The organism is Nocardia sp. X0981 (assembly GCF_977089955.1).
The window spans coordinates 1,079,368-1,097,033 of sequence record NZ_OZ372435.1 but is presented as its reverse complement, the minus strand read 5'-3'; the positions used below and the strand labels follow the sequence as shown (position 1 = coordinate 1,097,033).

Genomic DNA, 17,666 nt, shown 5'->3' with positions numbered 1-17,666 from the left:
CCGGATGGCACACCGGGCCAGCAATACCGGTACGGCCGATCCGGGGTTGGCCGAGGGCGATATCGAGCGCCTCTCCGATGATCACGGACGCCCGTGAACTCCTACAGCGCAACCCAGCGCCGCCAATTCGGTATCGGCAACAAGCCAACCCGGCAAGCTACGTACGCGCGTTCATTACGTAACGTATCAACGCACAACGCCCCGGCGTCGACCAACCGGATCAGCTGAGCACTGGCTTTGATCACGAATTCTGGTGACACCTGGTCGCGAATTCCGACACCACTGCAACTCGCCCTCGGTCGCGAATTCCGGCACCACAGAGTTGATGGGACAGGCACCAGCCGTACCCGGCTTACCTCCCGCGGCCGGTCAGCGAACCACTGGTACCGGAGCGGTCGACTGGTCGTGGTGACACCGGGATTCACGACCGAGAACATCCGCCAGGTGCCGAGATCGCGACAAAGCGATGTCCGAAACCGCGACCCGAGCCACCCGAGAAACAGCAGCGAACCAGGGAGCCAGGCGCCGCTGTCGAGTCGGGGACTCTCACTCGACCACCAGACGGTCGGCGAGGTCGGCCGGAGTATCCGGCGGCAGCGCCACGTTCTCGAGCAGCCACCGCAGCGTAGGCACGTCCTGCCGATCGACAGGCACCGCGTCGTTGACCAATGCGCTGACGAGATCGACGGAGGCGAGCGAGAGCTCACCCACCACCACCGTCTCGCGCAGAGAGTCCACCTTCCCCGCGGGCAGCGCAGGCGCGTACTTCCGCAGCTGCTCCATTAGCGTGGAACGGTAACCGTTCTGCATTCTGTTCCTCGTTCTCCCGGGCGGGACTGCCCACCACCCGGCGATGTCGAAATTCGCGAACATACGCATCCTCCCCGAACAGGCGGTGCCGAATTTCACGACCAACCGGTGTCCAGTATCGCGATCAGAACCAGTGTGGACATGATGCCCCTGTTGGGATGAATCGATGTTCACCGGATCGGCGGCGGCCGGCCGGTGCTACCAGCGGCCCGGTAGGACCAGCGCGCCGACGAACACCCCGAGGCCGAGCAGCACGAGCACGAGCAACGGCGTACTCATGGCCGGCCCTCGGCGATCGCGTCGGCGCCCTCGGCGCGGTCGTATCGCAACACACCATCGATGGTTACGAGCTCGGCGACAGCTGCCACCGCTTGCCATGGCGGCGCCGCGCATGCTTCGGATCGGGTGAGATGTGGCACGACAACGGTCTCGGCGTCGTGCTGTAGCACGTGTTGGATGGCGACCGCCGCGGCGAGTTTCGATACCGAGTCGATTACCGCCGTGAACACGACCTCGAGGCCGTACCGCTGCAACAGCGGTTCGCCGTCGCGGCTATCGGCCTCGCGCCGGCGCAGCAGGATTGCGTGCTTCACCGGGCCGACCCGATTCCGGTATCGAGTGCGCGAAGTCCCTCGGCGATCCGGGCCAACAGCAACGTATCGGTGCAGAGCGCGAATCGGCGCCGGTACGGCGGGACCGGTGCCGGTATGCGTTGCGGCAACGGCGGTCGCGGCGCGGCGGTTTTGGTGCTCGTGTGCTGCATTTCGTCGCTCCCCGAGCGAGGCGATCAATTGGCAAGCACCCGGCGCCGGGGTTTTCATCGTGCCGGCGGTATGCGGTTCTGCGGCAAAGGGAAATCGACCCGGCGCCGGGGCTGGGCACAGACTGTCAACTTGAAAGCACTGTGTCTGTGTCCGATCCGAGCCGGGGCGACCCAAGGGACACAAGCAACCGGTTGGTATCTAGTATTCGAGGCGGATTGCGTCGGCGAGCTCGCGCATATCAGCGGACAGCGTCCGGCGGTCGGCGACGATGTTGCTGAGAATGTCGCGGGCGTAACGCTGCTGCACCAGCCATTCCGGCGCCACGGCGCGCAACTCCGTTATCACACCGACCGCTGCCGTGCCCTGGCCGAGCTGGGCGTGCGCATTGGCGATATCGAGCTGGTGGCGCAACCGTCCGGCCCCGGTCGGCTGAAGGGTCGGCCTCGGCGTGGCCTCGGCGATGGCGAGCGCCTTGTCGGGCCGTCCGGTGAGCACATAGGTTTCGGCCGTGTTGTGCGCCACCGTCACCGGACCATAGGCGCGCACGGTGTGCGTGTCCGACAGAACCTCACGGCCGATCCGGTGCGCGGCTGCGCGCGCCAGGGCGAGCGCGTCGTCGGCGCGGCTCTCGACGTTGTCCCGGATCGAGGCGTTCGCGGCGTAGAGCCACAGCCGCCCCCAGCAGGCGAGCTCGCCTGTGGTGGCCCGGCTGAAGCGGGGCTCGACGCGGTCGGCCCATTGCACGGCGTAGGCCTCGGCCTCGGCGACCCGGCCCTGGCGCAGCATCGCCCACGTCATGGTGTTCGCCACCGCGGCGGCCTCGCGCTGATCGGTCGCGTCGTCGATCGCGCGCTGTAGCGTCTGCTCGGCAATGTCGAATTGCCGATTCTGCACGAGTAGGAATCCGACCATGCCGAGCAGCCGGGCGCGGATGCTGCGTCCGTCCTCGCCGTCGAGGGCATCGGCATCGCGCATGATCCCGGGTAGCCGGTGCGCGATGGTCCGGTATCGGTGAGTGCTGAGCAGTGGCCGGATCTCCTCGACCGCGGCCTGGACGCCGGCGGCGGTCACCGGCTCGTCACCCGGGGCGGGCTCGGCGGCGCCGGCCAGCGCTCGGTGCACGGGTGCCCAGAGATCCTCGGTCTGAGTGTCGGCCCACTCGGCGTCTCGCTGATCACCCTGCAGTGTGGAGGTTCGGACACGTAACCCCACTGCCAGTTTCCGGAGCGTCTCGAGGCGCACAGTGCCGCGCTCCGCCTGCTCGATCTTCTTGATCAGCGAGAGAGACACCCCGCTCAGATCAGCCAGTTCTCGTTGCGTCAGCCCACGCCGTTTGCGCACGGACGCGACGCGGTCCCCAAGATCCGCAGCCATACCGTCGAGCGTACGGGCTGCGAGTATTTCACGTATACGCCCGGCCGAAAGGAAAATTGGGCACTCGGATACAGCTTGGGCTACAGCGGCAGTCGGCAAAGAAAACCTCGCTCGGCTTTCGCCTGGTCCGGGGTGGTTTTCTATTGAGCCGGTGACGGGAATCGAACCCGCGCCGTCTGCTTGGGAAGCAGAAGTTCTGCCATTGAACTACACCGGCGGTACGCCCGTAGGCGTGAAGGGGAGCTTAGCAGAGCCCGCCCCGAGGCCGAAATCTTTCCCGGTCCAGCCTCGGGTGGGGGCGCGGAGGTATCAACTCTCCGCCCAGACACCGAGCTCGTTGCCGCTCGGGTCGGCGAAGTGGAAGCGGCGGCCGCCGGGGAAGTCGAAGGGGCCTTCGGTCACGGTGCCGCCCGCGGCCGATACGGCGCGGAGGGTGGTGTCGAGGTCTTCGGAGTAGAGCAGGACCCGCGGCCCGCCGGGGCGGACCTCGGCGCCGAGGGCCAGTCCGCCCGCTTCGCCCTCGCTGCCGTCGAAGCGGCGGATGCCCGCGTAGCCGGGGCCGTAGTCGGTGAACTGCCAGCCGAAGGCCGATCGGTAGAAACGCTGGGCGCTCTCCATATCGGTGACGGTGAGCTCGATGTAGTCGATGCCGTGGTGGGTGTGTGCGCTCGTATCGGCCATGGCCGGATCATGCCACCGGGGTGCGACAACGGGGGAAGCCGCGGACCGGCCCCGCTCGCCCCGGCGGTGGTCGCTACGCTCGTGGCGTGCTGCTTTCCGATCGTGATATCCGGGCGGAGTTCGCCGCCGGACGGCTCGGGCTCGAACCCTTCGAGGAAACCCTTGTCCAGCCGTCCAGTATCGACGTGCGGCTGGACCGGATGTTCCGGGTGTTCAACAACACCCGCTACACCCATATCGACCCGGCGCAGCGTCAGGACGAGCTGACCAGCCTGGTGGAGCCCGCCGAGGGCGAGCCGTTCGTGCTGCATCCGGGAGAGTTCGTGCTCGGTTCCACGCTGGAGGTGTGCAGCCTGCCCGATGATCTCGCGGGGCGGTTGGAGGGCAAATCCAGTCTGGGGCGGCTGGGGCTGCTCACCCATTCGACGGCCGGATTCATCGACCCGGGGTTCAGCGGGCACATCACCCTGGAATTGTCGAATGTGGCGAATCTGCCGATCACGCTGTGGCCGGGTATGAAGATCGGCCAGCTGTGCCTGTTCCGGCTGACCAGCCCGGCGGAGAACCCGTACGGCAGCGCGGGGGCCGGGTCGAAGTACCAGGGACAGCGGGGGCCGACACCGTCTCGGGCGTATCTGAACTTCCCGGCGTCGCGCTAGGAGGAGTGCTCGGCGCGGTCGGGGCACGTCCGCGCCGAGCACGATATCGGCGGCCGGGGCCATAGCCCCGACGCGGTCCGTGCGGCCGGGGGCGGGCTACGACCGGCGCGCCTCGTGAGCGGCCGGCCGCAGCCCCATCCCCGGTCATTCCTCGGTGCTCCCGGCCAAGAGTGCGGCATTGATCACCGAGGACAGCGGTGGGAGCAGGCCGTCGCGTTCCGGCGGCACCACCCAGTTGCAGCCCTCCCGGTTCCACCGGCCCATACCGGTCGGCAGCATCACCGCGCTACCCACACCCGGGATATCGATATCGATCCGCCGCAGCATTTCGACCACCTGTGGATCCGGACGGCGATCCGGGTAGGCCAGGAAACTCCAGCGGATCTGCCGGGCCAGCATGGGGACGCGGATATCGCGGGAGTCGAGCAGATCGCGTACGGCTTCCGCGCGCCGGGTGGGTAGATGAATGACGCAGGCCCGGCTCGTGATCGGCAACATGACGAATCCGCCACGTTCGGTGGCCGGTAACCCGAATTCGTGGCGATAGTATGCGGCCCAGTCGTCGACCGTTCTGAGCTTTTCCACGTTCACGGTGAATCCCCTTGCCTCCCGGGCGCTCCGAGTTCCTGGTGTCCCGAACCACGACTGGTGGCGGTCTGGCAGACCTTTCATATCCAGGATCCCGGCACGGTCGGCGCGTGGGAACCGTCTACACGCCCGCGTTCCACTGCCCTTGCGCTGCCCTTGTCCACGACAGTGGAATTCCTTGTGGTCGCAGTCACATACGGCTCGTACTCTGGGTGAGGGAATCGTTCGGAAAGGGTGACAAAGTGGTCGGCCAGTGGTCTGGAAGGGAGGCCCGGGCGCTTCGCGAGGCCAAGCGGATGAGCATCCGGGAGTTCGCGGCACATCTGGGAGTGCACGAACGACTGGTATCCAAATGGGAGGCCGGGGGCGACCGGGTGCATCCACGTCCGGTCAACCAGGCCGCCCTCGATACTTGTCTGGCCAGGTCCGACGATATCGAGCGGTCCCGGTTCGCGGCGCTGACCGCTCCCGCGTCCGTTTCCGGCTCACGCGCGGCCCCCGGTCCTTCCCCGGTGCGCGGAAGCTATTCCACTGACGCCGAACTCTTGGCACTCATCGATAGCGGTGCGGTCCGCGGGGAGGAGCCGGCGGCGATTTCGGAGAGGGATCTGATCATGGCGGCAGCACATGAGGCGAGCGAGCACGCGAGCCGGGCCGGGGGCAGCAACCTCGGCCCCGGCACATTGGAGCAGCTCGACGCCGATGTCACCCGGATCGCCAACGACTATGTGCACACCCCGCCGATGCCGATGATGGTGGAGATGCTGCGGGTGCGGCGGCGGGTGTACCGGCTGCTGGAGGGGCAGCAGCGGCCCTCCGATACCGGGCACCTGTATCTGCTCGCCGGATCGCTGTCGGGATTGCTGGCCAATGCGAGTACCGATCTGGGATACCTGGACGCCGCCGCCGAACAGATCCGGGCGGCCTGGGCATACGGGGAGATCAGCGGCCACAACGGTTTACGGGCCTGGGCCCGCGGCATGCACGCGCTGATCGAGTACTGGTCCGAACGCCCGCACCGCGCATTGCAGCTGGCGCAGAGCGGGCAGCAGTACGCCGATTCGGCCACGGCGGCGGTGCGGCTGCACAATATCGAGGCCCGTATCTGGTCGAAGATCGGCAGTGCCACCGAGACCGAGCGGTGTATCCGCGCCGCCACCGCCGCGGCCGAGGGCTCCGGAACGGACGATCTGCACGATGAAGTGGGTGGCGTGTTCGGTTTCTCCGACGCCAAGGCCAGCTACTACTCGGGCGCGACCTATATCCATCTGGGCCTCGCCGAACCCGCGCTGGCGGCCACCGAGCGCACGATCGAGCTCTACCGCACCGGCCCGGCCCGGCAGCGCTCCTACGGGGCGGAAGCGCTGGCCAGGGTGGATTCGGCGGCCGCGCATCTGATCAACGGCAGTATCGACGGCGCGGCCGAGGCGCTGCTACCCGTTCTGGAACTCGACGAGGACAAACGCATCGCGCAGCTGGAGGAACGCCTCACCGGTGTACGCCGGCGTATCTGTGCCCCCGCGTTCCGCGGTGTCGCCGAGGCCCGGGCGCTGGACGAGCGGATCGAGGAGTTCTGCGGGGCGACGGCGACACGTGTCCTGCCGCCCGGTGGGTAGGCGGGGCTAGGGGCCGCCGGGCGAGCCCGGCGGCGGTACAGCGGGTACGAATGGGGCGACCGTTGCGCCGGAGGTGTTCTGTATGTGCTGCGCGCTGGGGAGGAATACCAGATCGTGCACTGCGCCTTTCATGCGATACACGAATCCGCCGGCGAGTTCCCGGGCCTTGTGCAGGCGTTCGACCACCGGCGTCCGGACCGTATCGACGACCATCGCACCGGTACCGCATATCGCGAAGACGACGGTCAGTGCCGTGACCAGGGCGAGCGTGCGGCGGCGTCGCCGCCCGCCACCTCTTCCGCGGCGGCGCGGGGCCGGCGACCGCATGGTCGTCGCCGGCGCTCCGGTCCCGGACAGGGCGGCCGCCGCGGCCTCCCGGCGGAAGCGGGCCACCACCTCCGGGTCGCCCGTGCGGTCCCGGCCGAGCAGTTTCAGGGCCACGAATCGGGGCAGGTCACGGTCGGTGGCCAGGAAGACCTCACCCATACCTCCGGCGCCCAGTAGGCGCTCGATCCGATACCCCGCGAAAACCTGGCCGCTCGCCGGCGACTGCCCCACCGGGCTCTCCTCTGCCTCTGTTCAGCGGTAACGGTACTGCACGTGGCGGGGTCGGACCCGATATCCGCTTGCCCCGGGTGGCACCATGGATCGGGTGAGTACAGGCCATTCGCACCCCGCGCCCCGGATTCTGGAGCAGTCGAAGAAGCTGCAGAATGTCGTCTACGAGATTCGTGGACCGGTACACGCGCATGCGGCACGGCTCGAGGCCGAAGGGCATCGGATCCTGAAACTCAATATCGGTAATCCGGCCCCGTTCGGTTTCGAGGCGCCCGATGTGATCATGCGGGATATGATCGCCGCGCTGCCGCATGCGCAGGGATACTCCGAGTCCAAGGGGATACTGTCCGCGCGGCGGGCCATCGTGACCCGGTACGAACTGGTGCCCGGTTTCCCGGAGCTGGATGTGGACGATGTCTACCTGGGTAACGGTGTCTCCGAGCTGATCACCATCACCATGCAGGCGTTGCTGGACAACGGCGACGAGGTGCTGATCCCGACGCCGGACTATCCGCTCTGGACGGCGATGACCAGTCTGGCCGGGGGGACCCCCGTGCACTATCTGTGCGACGAGACCGCCGGCTGGCAGCCCGATCTCGCCGATATCGAATCGAAGATCACCGAGCGCACCAAGGCGCTGCTGATCATCAACCCCAACAATCCGACCGGTGCGGTGTATTCGGCGGAGGTTCTGCAGCAGGTGGTCGATCTGGCCCGTAAGCACCGGCTGCTACTGCTCGCGGACGAGATCTACGACAAGATCCTCTACGACGACGCGAAGCATATATCCCTGGCGACGCTGGCCCCTGACCTGCTGTGTCTCACGTTCAACGGTCTGTCGAAGGCGTACCGGGTGGCCGGCTACCGCTCCGGGTGGCTGGCCATCACCGGACCGAAGGAGCACGCGGCCGGTTTCCTCGAAGGTATAGACCTGCTCGCCTCGTCGCGGCTGTGCCCGAACGTGCCCGCGCAGCATGCCATCCAGGTGGCCCTCGGTGGGTACCAGAGCATCGAGGATCTGATCCTGCCCGGCGGGCGGTTGCTGGAACAGCGGGATGTGGCGTGGGAGCGGCTGAACTCGATTCCCGGTGTGTCCTGCGTGAAACCCAAAGGGGCGCTGTACGCGTTCCCTAGACTGGATCCCGAAGTACACGAAATCCATGATGACGAGAAACTGGTCCAGGACCTGCTGCTCCAGGAAAAGATCCTGATGGTGCAGGGGACGGGATTCAATTGGCCCAATCATGATCATCTGCGCATCGTGACCCTGCCCTGGGCTCGGGACCTGGCTGTTGCCATCGAGCGGTTCGGCAACTTCCTGTCCGGTTACCGACAGTAGCGGGGCGGCCAACGGTGGGTTAAAACCAACTCCTCATCCGGATTACACGCAATTTTCTGAACCCACTGGCACGAAACAGGATCGTATGTGTACAGTGGTCTCGGCACCTCAAAGTGCCCGGCCAGGTTGTCTACCCCCCCTGGGCAACCTGGTCCTCGGGTTAGGCCGCCTACCCCCCCTGGGCGCCTGCCCGCGGGCGGCGGAGACATCCCCCTGCTCTCCGCCGCCCCTTCCCGAGATCCTCCCGAATTCCGCGAATCCCCAGCGTAGGCGCTATCGCCGGTACGGTGGGCGTACGGCGAATCCTCTAGGCTCACCTGGGTGAGCGACCACCATCACCATCACGACCACTCCCGGCCGATCGCCATCAGCGCTCCCGCGGCCCGGGTCGTGGTCGGCTTGCTGGTTGCCATCGGCATCATCGTGGTCATCGCCACCATCGCCCTCTGGCCGGCTCGTCAGCAGGTCGAAATCCCGCTGCCGCTGCAGAACGCGGACGGCACAGCGGTGGTCACGGAAGCCGGAACGGTGATCCGCCAGGATGTCGGCCCGTGCGGCAGCCCCTCCATCGGCCGGGTCTTCGACGGCGAGCCCCAACAACCCACCCTGCGAGCCTACGAATGCCAGCGCAGCGTGATCGCCATCGAATCCGGCCCGCATGCCGGGAAGAACACCCTGCTGGAAATCGCGCCCGGCCCCGGCCAGCCCGATCTCGCCGCGGGCGACGAACTGCGCATCGTTCGGCAGACCGGCCCGGACGGCACCCCGCTGTACTCGTTCGACGATTATTCCCGCGGACTGCCGCTGAGTCTGATCGTGCTGGCCTTCGTGGTGGTGATCGTGGCGATCGCCCGCTGGCGCGGCGTGCGGGCCCTGATCGGACTGGTGTTCGCGTTCGGGGTGCTGGTGATCTTCCTGCTCCCGGCGCTGCTGGACGGCAAACCCGCGATACCGGTTGCGCTGGTTGCCGGTTCCCTCATTCTCTACGCGGTGCTGTACCTCGCGCACGGGGTGAACCTGCGCACCAGTTCCGCGCTGCTGGGCACCCTCACGTCGATGGTCATCGCCGCGGTACTGTCCTGGATCGCCATCGAGGCCACCACGCTCACGGGGCTGTCCGAAGAACAGAACACCAATGTCGCCACCTACATCGAACACGTCAGCATCACCGGTCTGCTGCTGGCCGGTTTCATCATCGGTTCGCTCGGTGTGCTCAACGATGTGACCATCACCCAGGCCTCGGCCGCTTTCGAACTCGCGGAACTGGACAAGAAAGCCTCCCGGCGCGAGGTCTTCGCGGCGGCGATGCGGGTGGGCCGCGACCATATCGCCAGCACGGTGTACACACTGGTGCTCGCCTATGCCGGTGGTGCGCTGCCGCTGCTGCTGCTCTTCAGCGTGGCGGGGCGGCCCATCAGCGATGTCCTGGTGGGCGACGCGGTGGCGATCGAGATCGCGCGCTCGGCGGTCGGCGGTATCTGCCTGGCGTTGTCGGTACCGTTGACCACCGGTATCGCGGTGCTGCTCGCCCGGCCGTTCGGGTCGGGTAATCCCGGAGTATCGGCGCCCGCACGCCGTGGCCGGGCGGGACGCCACTCCGATACCGGCACCGCCGACCGGGACGAGAAGGCGGCAGCCAGGGGCGGCCGCGCGGGACAACAGCGGAATCGAGCGGGCCGCGCCCGGGAACCGTGGCCGACCACCGGAGAACAGCCCCGCCTGCCGCGGGCCGGGGCCGGCGAACCGCGACCGCGGCGCACCGGTGCGCCACCCCAGCGGCAGACTCCGCCCCGCCCGCCGCAGCCGGGACCTCAGAACCCGGAAACACCCCGGCCATGGAGCGGTGAGCAGCAACAACTGCGCCCACCCGGACCGTACCGGGGGCGCCCGCGACCCGGTTACGGGCAGAGCTGAACCCGCGACGTCTTCCTGCCGGTCCACCCACCGCACCGGATCCGGTCGAGGTCTTCGATCCCCCGGATCAGGGGCGTAGCCCGGGGACTACGAGGTCAGCGCCTCGGCGGTGGTGTCTGCGGCGATGGGAAGAGCGGCGGGAGAGTCGGAACGACGATCGGCGGCAATCCCGGTACCTGGAAGGTGTTCGGGCCGTTGGTGGTCGTCGGCGCCTGTGTCGGTCGTGGGGCGGCGACCGGCGGCGGTTCGGCCAGCGAGGCGTGTTCGGACGGGGTGGTGACCGTGGCTCCCGCCATACCGGGCGCGGGAGAGGGTTCGCTCGACGTAGTGGCCGGTGCCCGGGTGGTGCCCTCGATGGTGGTGGATTCCTGACGGAACATGTGCTGGCCGTAGCCGAGACCGATCCCGATCGAGGCCACCACCACCAGCACACTCACGGCCACCACGGCGGCGTTGATCTCCCGGTTCCGCCGCGGCGGCGTATCGAACGAACGTTGCGGCACCAGCTTGGCCGGGATACGCAGGGCGACCGTGGGCGGATCCTCTGCTTCCGAGAGCCGCGGTGCCGGTGGGCCGGGCTCGGCGGCCGGAGCCTGCGATGTACCGCCGTCGCTCGCGACGTCGGTGGTACTCGGCGGGGCGGCGGCGATATGCGGGTGCGGGGGCGGTAATTCGGCGGCCGTGCCCGCCGGCGGGCCGAAAATACCCGGCTGCGGTTCCGGTGGGGCGGGCCGAGCGGGCGCCGGACCCGGCGGACCGGCCCGCCCCGCGGTCGGCACCGTGCGTTCGTCGGGGTCCGGCGCGGGAACGGGCGCGTCCGGACGGGTTCCGGTGGCGGTGGGCTGCCCGGGGGGAGGAGCCGAACCGTCCGCCGTCACGGTAGGAACGGCGTCGGGTTCGCGGGCCGGGCGGGCGGCCGGTGGTCTGCGGGCCAGCAGGGCGGCACCGCGCGCTGTCGCGGCTTCCGGTTCCGGTGGTACCAGCACCGGCATTTCCAGGATCTCCCGCAATGTCTGGCTGACCAGCGGGATACGCACCCCGCCGCCGACCGCGAGCACCGCCTGTACCGCGCGGCCCGGACGCCGGATTATCTCGCGGGTGGCCAGCACCGACGTTTCGATCGCGCGGGCGATCAGCGCGCTGAAGTTCTCCTGGGTGAGCAGCACCGGCCCGTACTCGCTGGGCAGGGCCACCGCGGTATTGGACGAGAGCCGCTCTTTGGCGGCGCGGCACAGCGCGTCCAGCTGGGCCAGACCCGCCGGGTCGGGTGGGTGGGCGATCCGGCCCGAATTGATCTGCTGCTCCCGGATGAGCGAATCGAAATACTCGCCACTGATATCGCCGGTACGTTCGGTGTGCAGGACGGTGCGGCTCGCCACCTCCACCACCGTCACCGAGAGTCCGGAGGCCCCCAGGTCGTAGACGCCGAGGGTGGTCACCCCCTGCAGCGCCCCCGAGATCACGGCGAATTCCAGGATGGCCTCGATATCGGGCACGATGTCGTAGGCGGTGAGCTTCTGCTCCGCCATGGCCGCGTGCAGCGCCCGGGCCTGCTGTTCGTCCCGGCACGCCAGAACCGTCCCGGTGATATCGGGATTCGAGTTCAGTGCGGCGGCCACCGAGAGCGCGGCTCGCTCCGCGCTCGGTGTTTCGGGCGGGACCACGAAGGTTCGTTGCTCGAACGATTCGGGGCCGGTTCCGAGTGCTTCGTCCGCGGGTGGGCGCGCCAAGCGGATCGCGCCGGCCCCCACCGACACTCCCAGTACCGAACTCATCAGCAGCCCATCCGTACTTCCCGCTTCACGATATGCGAGCGTCAACCGGTCGACGGTGACGGCTCGTCCCCCGGACCAGGTGACTACTCCGACAGTACCGCCCGGTCCCGTCGTCGCGGGTGGCAGGAACAGATGCCGTGGGGCGGTGCCCCTCGACTCTACGGTGTGCCCAGTCCCGCGTACACCCATCCGGCCGAGCGCCAGGCGGCTCGATCGAGACAGTTGCGTCCGTCGATGATCGAACGGGTCCGCACCACCGTGTCCAGATCCGTCGGCCGCAGCCGCGCGAACTCGCTCCATTCGGTGAGCACCAGTACTACATCGGCGCGTTCGCAGGCCTCGGTCACCGAGGTCGCGTAGTTCAAGGTGGGGAAGACACGACGCGAGTTCTCCAGGGCTTTCGGGTCGTACACCGTGACCACCGCGCCGTGGAGCTGGATCATGCCGGCCACATTCAGCGCGGGTGAATCCCGGACATCGTCGGATTCCGGTTTGAAGGCGGCGCCGAGCACCGCCACATTCGCGCCCAGTAGTGAACCGCCACAGGCGCGGGCCGCCATATCCACCATTTTGGTGCGGCGACGCATATTGATGTTGTCGACCTCGCGCAGGAATGCCAGCGCGTGGTCGGCGCCGAGTTCTCCCGCCCGCGCCATGAAGGCGCGGATGTCCTTCGGTAGGCAGCCGCCCCCGAAACCCAGTCCGGCATCCAGGAAACGGCGGCCGATGCGAGCGTCGTATCCGAGCGCGTCGGCGAGTACGGTGACATCCGCGCCGATCGCCTCGCAGACCTCGGATACGGCGTTGATGAACGATATCTTCGTGGCCAGAAAAGCGTTCGCGGAGGCCTTGACCAGTTCCGCGGTGGCGAGATCGGTGACCAGGAAGGGCACCCCGGCGGTGAGCAGATCCGCGTACAGTTCCTCGACGACCGCCCGGACCCACGGTGCCCGCTGCCGGTCGTGGTCCATCCCGAGGACCAGCCGGTCCGGGCGCAGGGTGTCGCGCACCGCGAAACCTTCGCGCAGGAACTCCGGGTTCCACGCCACCTCCACCTCCACCGCGGCCACCGCGCGGGCCCGATCGCCCAGGGCGGCGGCCGTGCCCACCGGCACCGTGGATTTACCGATGAGCACCGAGGGGCGAGTGAGCAGCGGAACGAGGGTGTCCACGACCGCGTGCACGAATTTCAGGTCTGCCGCGTATTCACCTTTTTTCTGCGGGGTACCCACCCCGAGGAAATGGACGTCGGCGTGGTCGGCTGCCTCGGTGTAGGAGGTGGTGAACCGCAGCCGCCCGGCATCGAGGTTACGGCGCAGCACCGCCTCGAGGCCGGGTTCGTAGAACGGAGTGACACCGTCGGAGAGTTTCGCCACCTTACCGGGATCGATATCGACTCCGAGCACATCGTGCCCGAGCTCGGCCATACACGCTGCGTGCGTGGCCCCCAGGTACCCGGTTCCGAAGACTGTGCATCGCATGATCGATTGGTAATCCCCGCCGGTGGCCGCACCAGAAAACCGAGACGAGGCGCCGGGCAACAGCAGGTGTACACCGGACGACGAGGCCGCCGCCGGCCCGGGGGCCGCCGCGTATTCGTCCTCGCCGTGGTGACGGCCGTTCTCGTGACGCTGGTGGCCGCGTTGTGGCCGGTCTATGTGTCTCCGCAGCGTGAGGAGCCCGCGCCGGTCGATGCGATTCTGGTGCTCGGCGGCGCGCACGACGGGCGGGAGGCGCTGGGGCTAGGTCTGGCCCGGGAGGGGTACGCGCCGCGGGTGCTGATCTCGAACCCCTACGAGGACAGCCCGCTGATCAATCGGATCTGCCACGGTGGATACAGCTTCGAGGTGGTGTGTTTCGATCCTTCGCCCCGGACCACCCGGGGGGAGGGGCGCTACCTGGCGACGCAGGCCAGGGCGCACGGCTGGCGGCGGGTGCTTGTCGTCACCTTCACTCCGCATATCTCCCGGGCCCGCCATGTTCTCGGGAAGTGCTGGGGCGGGGAGTTGCTGTTCGTGGACACGCGACCGACGTTGTCGGTGGCGCGCTGGGCCTACGACTATGTGTACCAATCCGCCGGGTATGTGAAGGCGGTGTTCGAGGATTGCTGACGAATGGAGCGTGGAGTTCGCACCGGGCCCGCGGTCGCGGTTCCGGTCCTGCTCGGCACCCATCGCCGCTCTTGTGAGGGCATGCGCCTTCAGTTTGACGTCATGAGAGAGGCCTCGCTACATTCTCTCTAGTGCCGGTAGCCGCCGGACCTGCTGCGACAACGCCTCAAGCCTTCGGGAGCGTGTATGGATTACGACTGGTCGGAGGCCGACAAGGCCTTCCGAGACGAGGTACGAGCGTTCCTGGCCGAAAAGCTCACCCCCGAGCTGAGCACCGCGGGCCGGTTGATGACCAGTGTCTACTCCGACCACGAAGCCAGTATGGAATGGCAGCGCATCCTGCACGAACGGGGCTGGGCCGCGCCGCACTGGCCGGTCGAGTACGGCGGCTGCGACTGGTCGCTCACCCAGCACTACATCTTCAGCCGGGAACTCACCCTGGCCGGTGCGCCCGCGCTTTCCCCGATGGGTATCCGGATGGTCGCCCCGGCGCTGATCGCCTTCGGCACCGAGGAACAGAAGAACTACTTCCTGCCCCGGATCCTCACCGGCGAGGTTTTCTTCTGCCAGGGCTACTCCGAGCCCGAAGCCGGTTCCGATCTGGCCGCGCTGAGCATGTCCGCGGTATCCGACGGCGACGATTTCCTGTGCTCCGGCAGCAAGATCTGGACCACCCACGCCACCGAGGCGAACTGGATCTTCTGCCTGGTCCGCACCTCCCGCGAGGGGAAGAAACAGCAGGGCATCACCTTCCTGCTGATGGATATGACCGCACCCGGTATCGAGATCCGGCCCCTGGTGATGAGTTCCGGCGAACAGGTACAGAACCAGATCTTCTTCGACAACGTGCGGGTCCCGAAGAGCAATGTGCTCGGGCGTATCGACGACGGCTGGACCGTCGCCAAATACCTGCTGGTCCACGAGCGCGGCGGTGGCGCCATGGCGCCCGCCCTCCAGGCGATGGCGCAGAACATCGCCACCGCCGCCGCCGGACAGCCCGGACCGGACGGCGCACCGCTCAGCGACGACCCGTTGTTCGCGGCCCGGCTCGCCGACGCCCGGATCCGCACCGAGGTACTGGAAGTGCTGGAATTCCGCACCCTGGCCGCCATGGCCCAGGGCAAGGACCTGGGCACCTCCTCGTCCATGCTGAAAATCCTGTCCACCGAGCTCAGCCAGCGGCTCACCGAACTCGCACTCACCGCCGCCGGTCCGCGCGGCCGGGTCTACCAGCCGCACGCCACCGCGCCCGGCGGTCCGATCGCCGAGTACACCCCGCCGGCCGACGGCTACCTCAGTGGCGCCGATTGGCAGGCGGTCGCGCCGCTGCGCTATTTCAACGATCGCGCCGGCTCGATCTACGCGGGCAGTAACGAAATCCAGCGAAACATTCTCGCCAAGGCAGCATTGGGGCTCTGATGGACTTCACCTTCACCGACGAGCAGCAGATGCTGCGCGACGCGGTCTCCGGATTTCTCGCCGCCCGCTACGACCTGGCCAAGAGCCGTAGCGCGGTGAAAACCGGCGCCGGCTGGCAGCCCGAGATCTGGCGCGGTCTGGCCGAACTGGACGTACTCGGCCTCACCCTGCCGGAGGAGGCAGGCGGCTCCGGCGGTGGTCCGATCGAGGGCATGATCATCGCGGAGGAACTGGGCCGGGCCCTGGTGGTCGAGCCCTATGTGGACACCGTGGTCGTCGGCGGCGGCCTGCTGCGCCGGTCCGGCGGCGACCGGGCCCGGGAACTGTTGTCGAGCATCGCCGGCGGAGAGGCGCGCATCGCTTTCGCCGCATTGGAGCCGGAATCCGGCGAAGTACGCCACGACGTATCGGTCACCGCCCGCCGCGACGGCGACGAATGGGTACTCGACGGCGCCAAGATCGTGGTCACCGGTGTGCCCGTCGCCACCCATCTGATCATCTCCGCCCGCACGGCCGGGCAGCGCCGCGATCGGGATGGAATCTCGTTGTTCCTGGTGGAATTCGACCCGGCCGCCCCACCCGCCGGTGTCGAGGTGCACCAGTACCGCACCATCGACGACCGCGTCGCCGCCGATCTGGCGTTCACCGATTTCCGTATCCCCGCCGCCGCGCTGCTCGGCGACGAAGGCGCGGCCTGGCCCGTGATCGACGCGACGATCGACGAGGCCATCGCCGCGGTCGCCTCCGAGGCCGTCGGCCTGATGCGCAAGGTGCTCGACGACACCGTCGAATACACCAGACAACGACAGCAGTTCGGGGTGCCCATCAGTAGTTTCCAGGCGCTGCAGCACCGCATGGTCGATATGCTGATCGAACTGGAGCAGAGCGTCGCCGCCGCGTATCTGGCCGCCTACGCCGTGAATGCCGAACCGGCCGAACGCGCTCGGGCGATTTCGGCGGCCAAGGTGACGATCGGCCGGGCGACGAGGTTCATCGGCCAGAATTCGGTGCAGTTGCACGGCGCGATGGGTATGACCGAGGAATTGGCCATCGGCCACTATTTCAAACGGCTCACCGCCATCGAATACGAATTCGGTTCCAGCTCCGATCATCTCGCCCGCTATATCGCGCTGACGAAATCCTGATCGGACCGCACCGCGCTCACCCGTGCGTCCGAGCGCGGTGCGGAAGCACACCACCGAGCCGCGCGACGCTTCTCGAGAGGGGGATCATCGCGCGGCTCGATGGGGTGGTGCTCGCCGGACCGCGGACGCTCACCCGGCCAGGGCGGCGCGAATCGCGGTTTCGACCGGTGTGAACGGGCCGTCGCCGGCGATGCGCAACGGTTGCGCCGGGCTCAGGTTGGGCTGAGCCAGGAAGCGGGGGACCGTACCGCGATGGGACTGCCCGGAGTGGACGAGGAACGGATGGCACAGGTAGACGTCGCCGGCACATCCGGTGGCGAAGGCCGTAGGGCGGTGGGCAGTCACCGGCTCGGCCCGGGCGGCGAGTTCGCGCGCGGTCAGCCCGGCCTCACCCGCCGGTTCGAGGATCCGGGCGACGTCCAGATGTGAGCCGATACGCAGGCGGGTGGGTGCGTCGCTTTCGCCGGTATCGGAGAACAGGAACAGCATCAGCAGTGCCCGGTCCCGGGATCGGATATTGATCCGCCAGTTCAGGTAGTCGTTGGGCGCCGAGTCGGCGCCCGGAAAGCTCGCGTCCACGTGCCAGCCGTCGAGGACGGCCGATCCGGTGCTCGGGAAGCGGATCACGAAGCCGCCGAGGCTTTTCCGCGGCAGCCAGCGGCCGGGACCGGCCAGAGCGTCGTAGGCGGCGCGTAACCGTGGGGTCGCGGCGGCGGCCACGAACGGGGCCGTGGTGTAGTCGGGCCTGGTGGCGACCGGGGTGGGCCAGGTGCCGGGGTCTTGTGGGGACGCACCCAGATCGCGCCAGATGATCTCGCGGCACTCCGCGGCGAGCGCTCGTGGGAACGCTGCGGGGATGTGGACGTAGCCGTTGTCGATGAACGAGGCCAGCTGTGCGTCGTCGAGCATGTGC

General features: G+C 68.0%; 16 protein-coding genes, 1 tRNA gene and 1 pseudogene. 7 read left to right on the top strand and 11 right to left on the bottom strand.

Going from position 1 to position 17,666, the window contains the following annotated elements; translation table 11 throughout:
* Positions 1–546 precede the first annotated feature (546 nt).
* The 6 genes from ACYR7D_RS04775 to ACYR7D_RS04750 form a co-directional block, all read right to left on the bottom strand.
* Complete coding sequence (locus tag ACYR7D_RS04775; RefSeq protein ID WP_459548413.1) at positions 547–783, bottom strand: hypothetical protein; 237 nt, start codon at positions 781–783, stop codon at positions 547–549.
* A gap of 302 nt (positions 784–1,085) precedes the next feature.
* On the bottom strand, positions 1,086–1,403 hold the full coding sequence (locus ACYR7D_RS04770) for a hypothetical protein (protein ID WP_459548412.1): 318 nt from the start codon (positions 1,401–1,403) through the stop codon (positions 1,086–1,088).
* Entirely contained in the window at positions 1,400–1,573 is a 174-nt protein-coding gene (locus tag ACYR7D_RS04765) for a hypothetical protein (protein ID WP_459548411.1), read from the bottom strand. Before ACYR7D_RS04765 ends, ACYR7D_RS04770 begins: the two co-directional genes overlap by 4 nt.
* Before the next feature lie 199 nt (positions 1,574–1,772).
* Positions 1,773–2,948 carry a helix-turn-helix domain-containing protein gene (locus tag ACYR7D_RS04760; RefSeq protein WP_459548410.1) on the bottom strand — a complete coding sequence of 392 codons (1,176 nt, stop codon included), beginning with the start codon at positions 2,946–2,948 and terminating at the stop codon, positions 1,773–1,775.
* A gap of 146 nt (positions 2,949–3,094) precedes the next feature.
* Positions 3,095–3,165, bottom strand: a tRNA-Gly gene (locus tag ACYR7D_RS04755).
* 92 nt (positions 3,166–3,257) lie between these two features.
* Positions 3,258–3,629, bottom strand: a complete 372-nt coding sequence (locus ACYR7D_RS04750) for a VOC family protein (RefSeq protein WP_459548409.1) — start codon at positions 3,627–3,629, stop codon at positions 3,258–3,260.
* An 86-nt stretch (positions 3,630–3,715) separates the two neighbouring features.
* Here ACYR7D_RS04750 and dcd point away from each other — a divergent pair, with 86 nt between their 5' ends.
* Complete coding sequence (gene dcd, locus ACYR7D_RS04745) at positions 3,716–4,288, top strand: dCTP deaminase (RefSeq protein ID WP_459548408.1); 573 nt, start codon at positions 3,716–3,718, stop codon at positions 4,286–4,288.
* Positions 4,289–4,432: 144 nt separating this feature from the next.
* Here the strand turns inward: dcd and ACYR7D_RS04740 are convergent, their stop codons facing one another.
* Positions 4,433–4,879: a hypothetical protein gene (locus tag ACYR7D_RS04740; RefSeq protein WP_459548407.1), complete on the bottom strand. Its 447-nt coding sequence runs from the start codon at positions 4,877–4,879 to the stop codon at positions 4,433–4,435.
* A gap of 293 nt (positions 4,880–5,172) precedes the next feature.
* On the opposite strand from ACYR7D_RS04740, the gene ACYR7D_RS04735 reads away from it, so the two are divergent.
* The gene (locus ACYR7D_RS04735; protein WP_459548406.1) at positions 5,173–6,492 is read left to right on the top strand and encodes a helix-turn-helix domain-containing protein; all 1,320 of its coding nucleotides are present in this window, start codon (positions 5,173–5,175) and stop codon (positions 6,490–6,492) included.
* A gap of 6 nt (positions 6,493–6,498) precedes the next feature.
* On the opposite strand, the gene ACYR7D_RS04730 is transcribed toward ACYR7D_RS04735, so the two are convergent.
* Entirely contained in the window at positions 6,499–7,050 is a 552-nt protein-coding gene (locus ACYR7D_RS04730; protein ID WP_459548405.1) for a hypothetical protein, read from the bottom strand.
* 85 nt (positions 7,051–7,135) lie between these two features.
* On the opposite strand from ACYR7D_RS04730, the gene ACYR7D_RS04725 reads away from it, so the two are divergent.
* Positions 7,136–8,389 carry a pyridoxal phosphate-dependent aminotransferase gene (locus tag ACYR7D_RS04725; protein ID WP_459548404.1) on the top strand — a complete coding sequence of 418 codons (1,254 nt, stop codon included), beginning with the start codon at positions 7,136–7,138 and terminating at the stop codon, positions 8,387–8,389.
* Positions 8,390–8,710: 321 nt separating this feature from the next.
* A pseudogene (locus ACYR7D_RS04720) lies at positions 8,711–9,988 on the top strand (YibE/F family protein); the annotation flags it as partial.
* Positions 9,989–10,398: 410 nt separating this feature from the next.
* Here ACYR7D_RS04720 and ACYR7D_RS04715 read toward each other — a convergent pair.
* On the bottom strand, positions 10,399–12,078 hold the full coding sequence (locus tag ACYR7D_RS04715; protein ID WP_459548403.1) for an Hsp70 family protein: 1,680 nt from the start codon (positions 12,076–12,078) through the stop codon (positions 10,399–10,401).
* A gap of 158 nt (positions 12,079–12,236) precedes the next feature.
* Positions 12,237–13,559, bottom strand: coding sequence for a UDP-glucose dehydrogenase family protein (locus tag ACYR7D_RS04710; RefSeq protein ID WP_459548402.1), 1,323 nt, complete (start codon positions 13,557–13,559; stop codon positions 12,237–12,239).
* 129 nt (positions 13,560–13,688) lie between these two features.
* Between ACYR7D_RS04710 and ACYR7D_RS04705 the strand changes: the two genes are divergently transcribed.
* The 3 genes from ACYR7D_RS04705 (at position 13,689) to ACYR7D_RS04695 (ending at position 16,753) form a co-directional block, all read left to right on the top strand.
* Positions 13,689–14,189, top strand: a complete 501-nt coding sequence (locus ACYR7D_RS04705; RefSeq protein ID WP_459548401.1) for a YdcF family protein — start codon at positions 13,689–13,691, stop codon at positions 14,187–14,189.
* Between the two features lie 186 nt (positions 14,190–14,375).
* Positions 14,376–15,608 carry an acyl-CoA dehydrogenase family protein gene (locus ACYR7D_RS04700; protein ID WP_459548400.1) on the top strand — a complete coding sequence of 411 codons (1,233 nt, stop codon included), beginning with the start codon at positions 14,376–14,378 and terminating at the stop codon, positions 15,606–15,608.
* Positions 15,608–16,753: an acyl-CoA dehydrogenase family protein gene (locus ACYR7D_RS04695; RefSeq protein WP_459548399.1), complete on the top strand. Its 1,146-nt coding sequence runs from the start codon at positions 15,608–15,610 to the stop codon at positions 16,751–16,753. Before ACYR7D_RS04700 ends, ACYR7D_RS04695 begins: the two co-directional genes overlap by 1 nt.
* 129 nt (positions 16,754–16,882) lie before the next feature.
* Here the strand turns inward: ACYR7D_RS04695 and ACYR7D_RS04690 are convergent, their stop codons facing one another.
* Positions 16,883–17,662, bottom strand: coding sequence for a phytanoyl-CoA dioxygenase family protein (locus ACYR7D_RS04690; RefSeq protein ID WP_459548398.1), 780 nt, complete (start codon positions 17,660–17,662; stop codon positions 16,883–16,885).
* Positions 17,663–17,666: the final 4 nt, after the last annotated feature.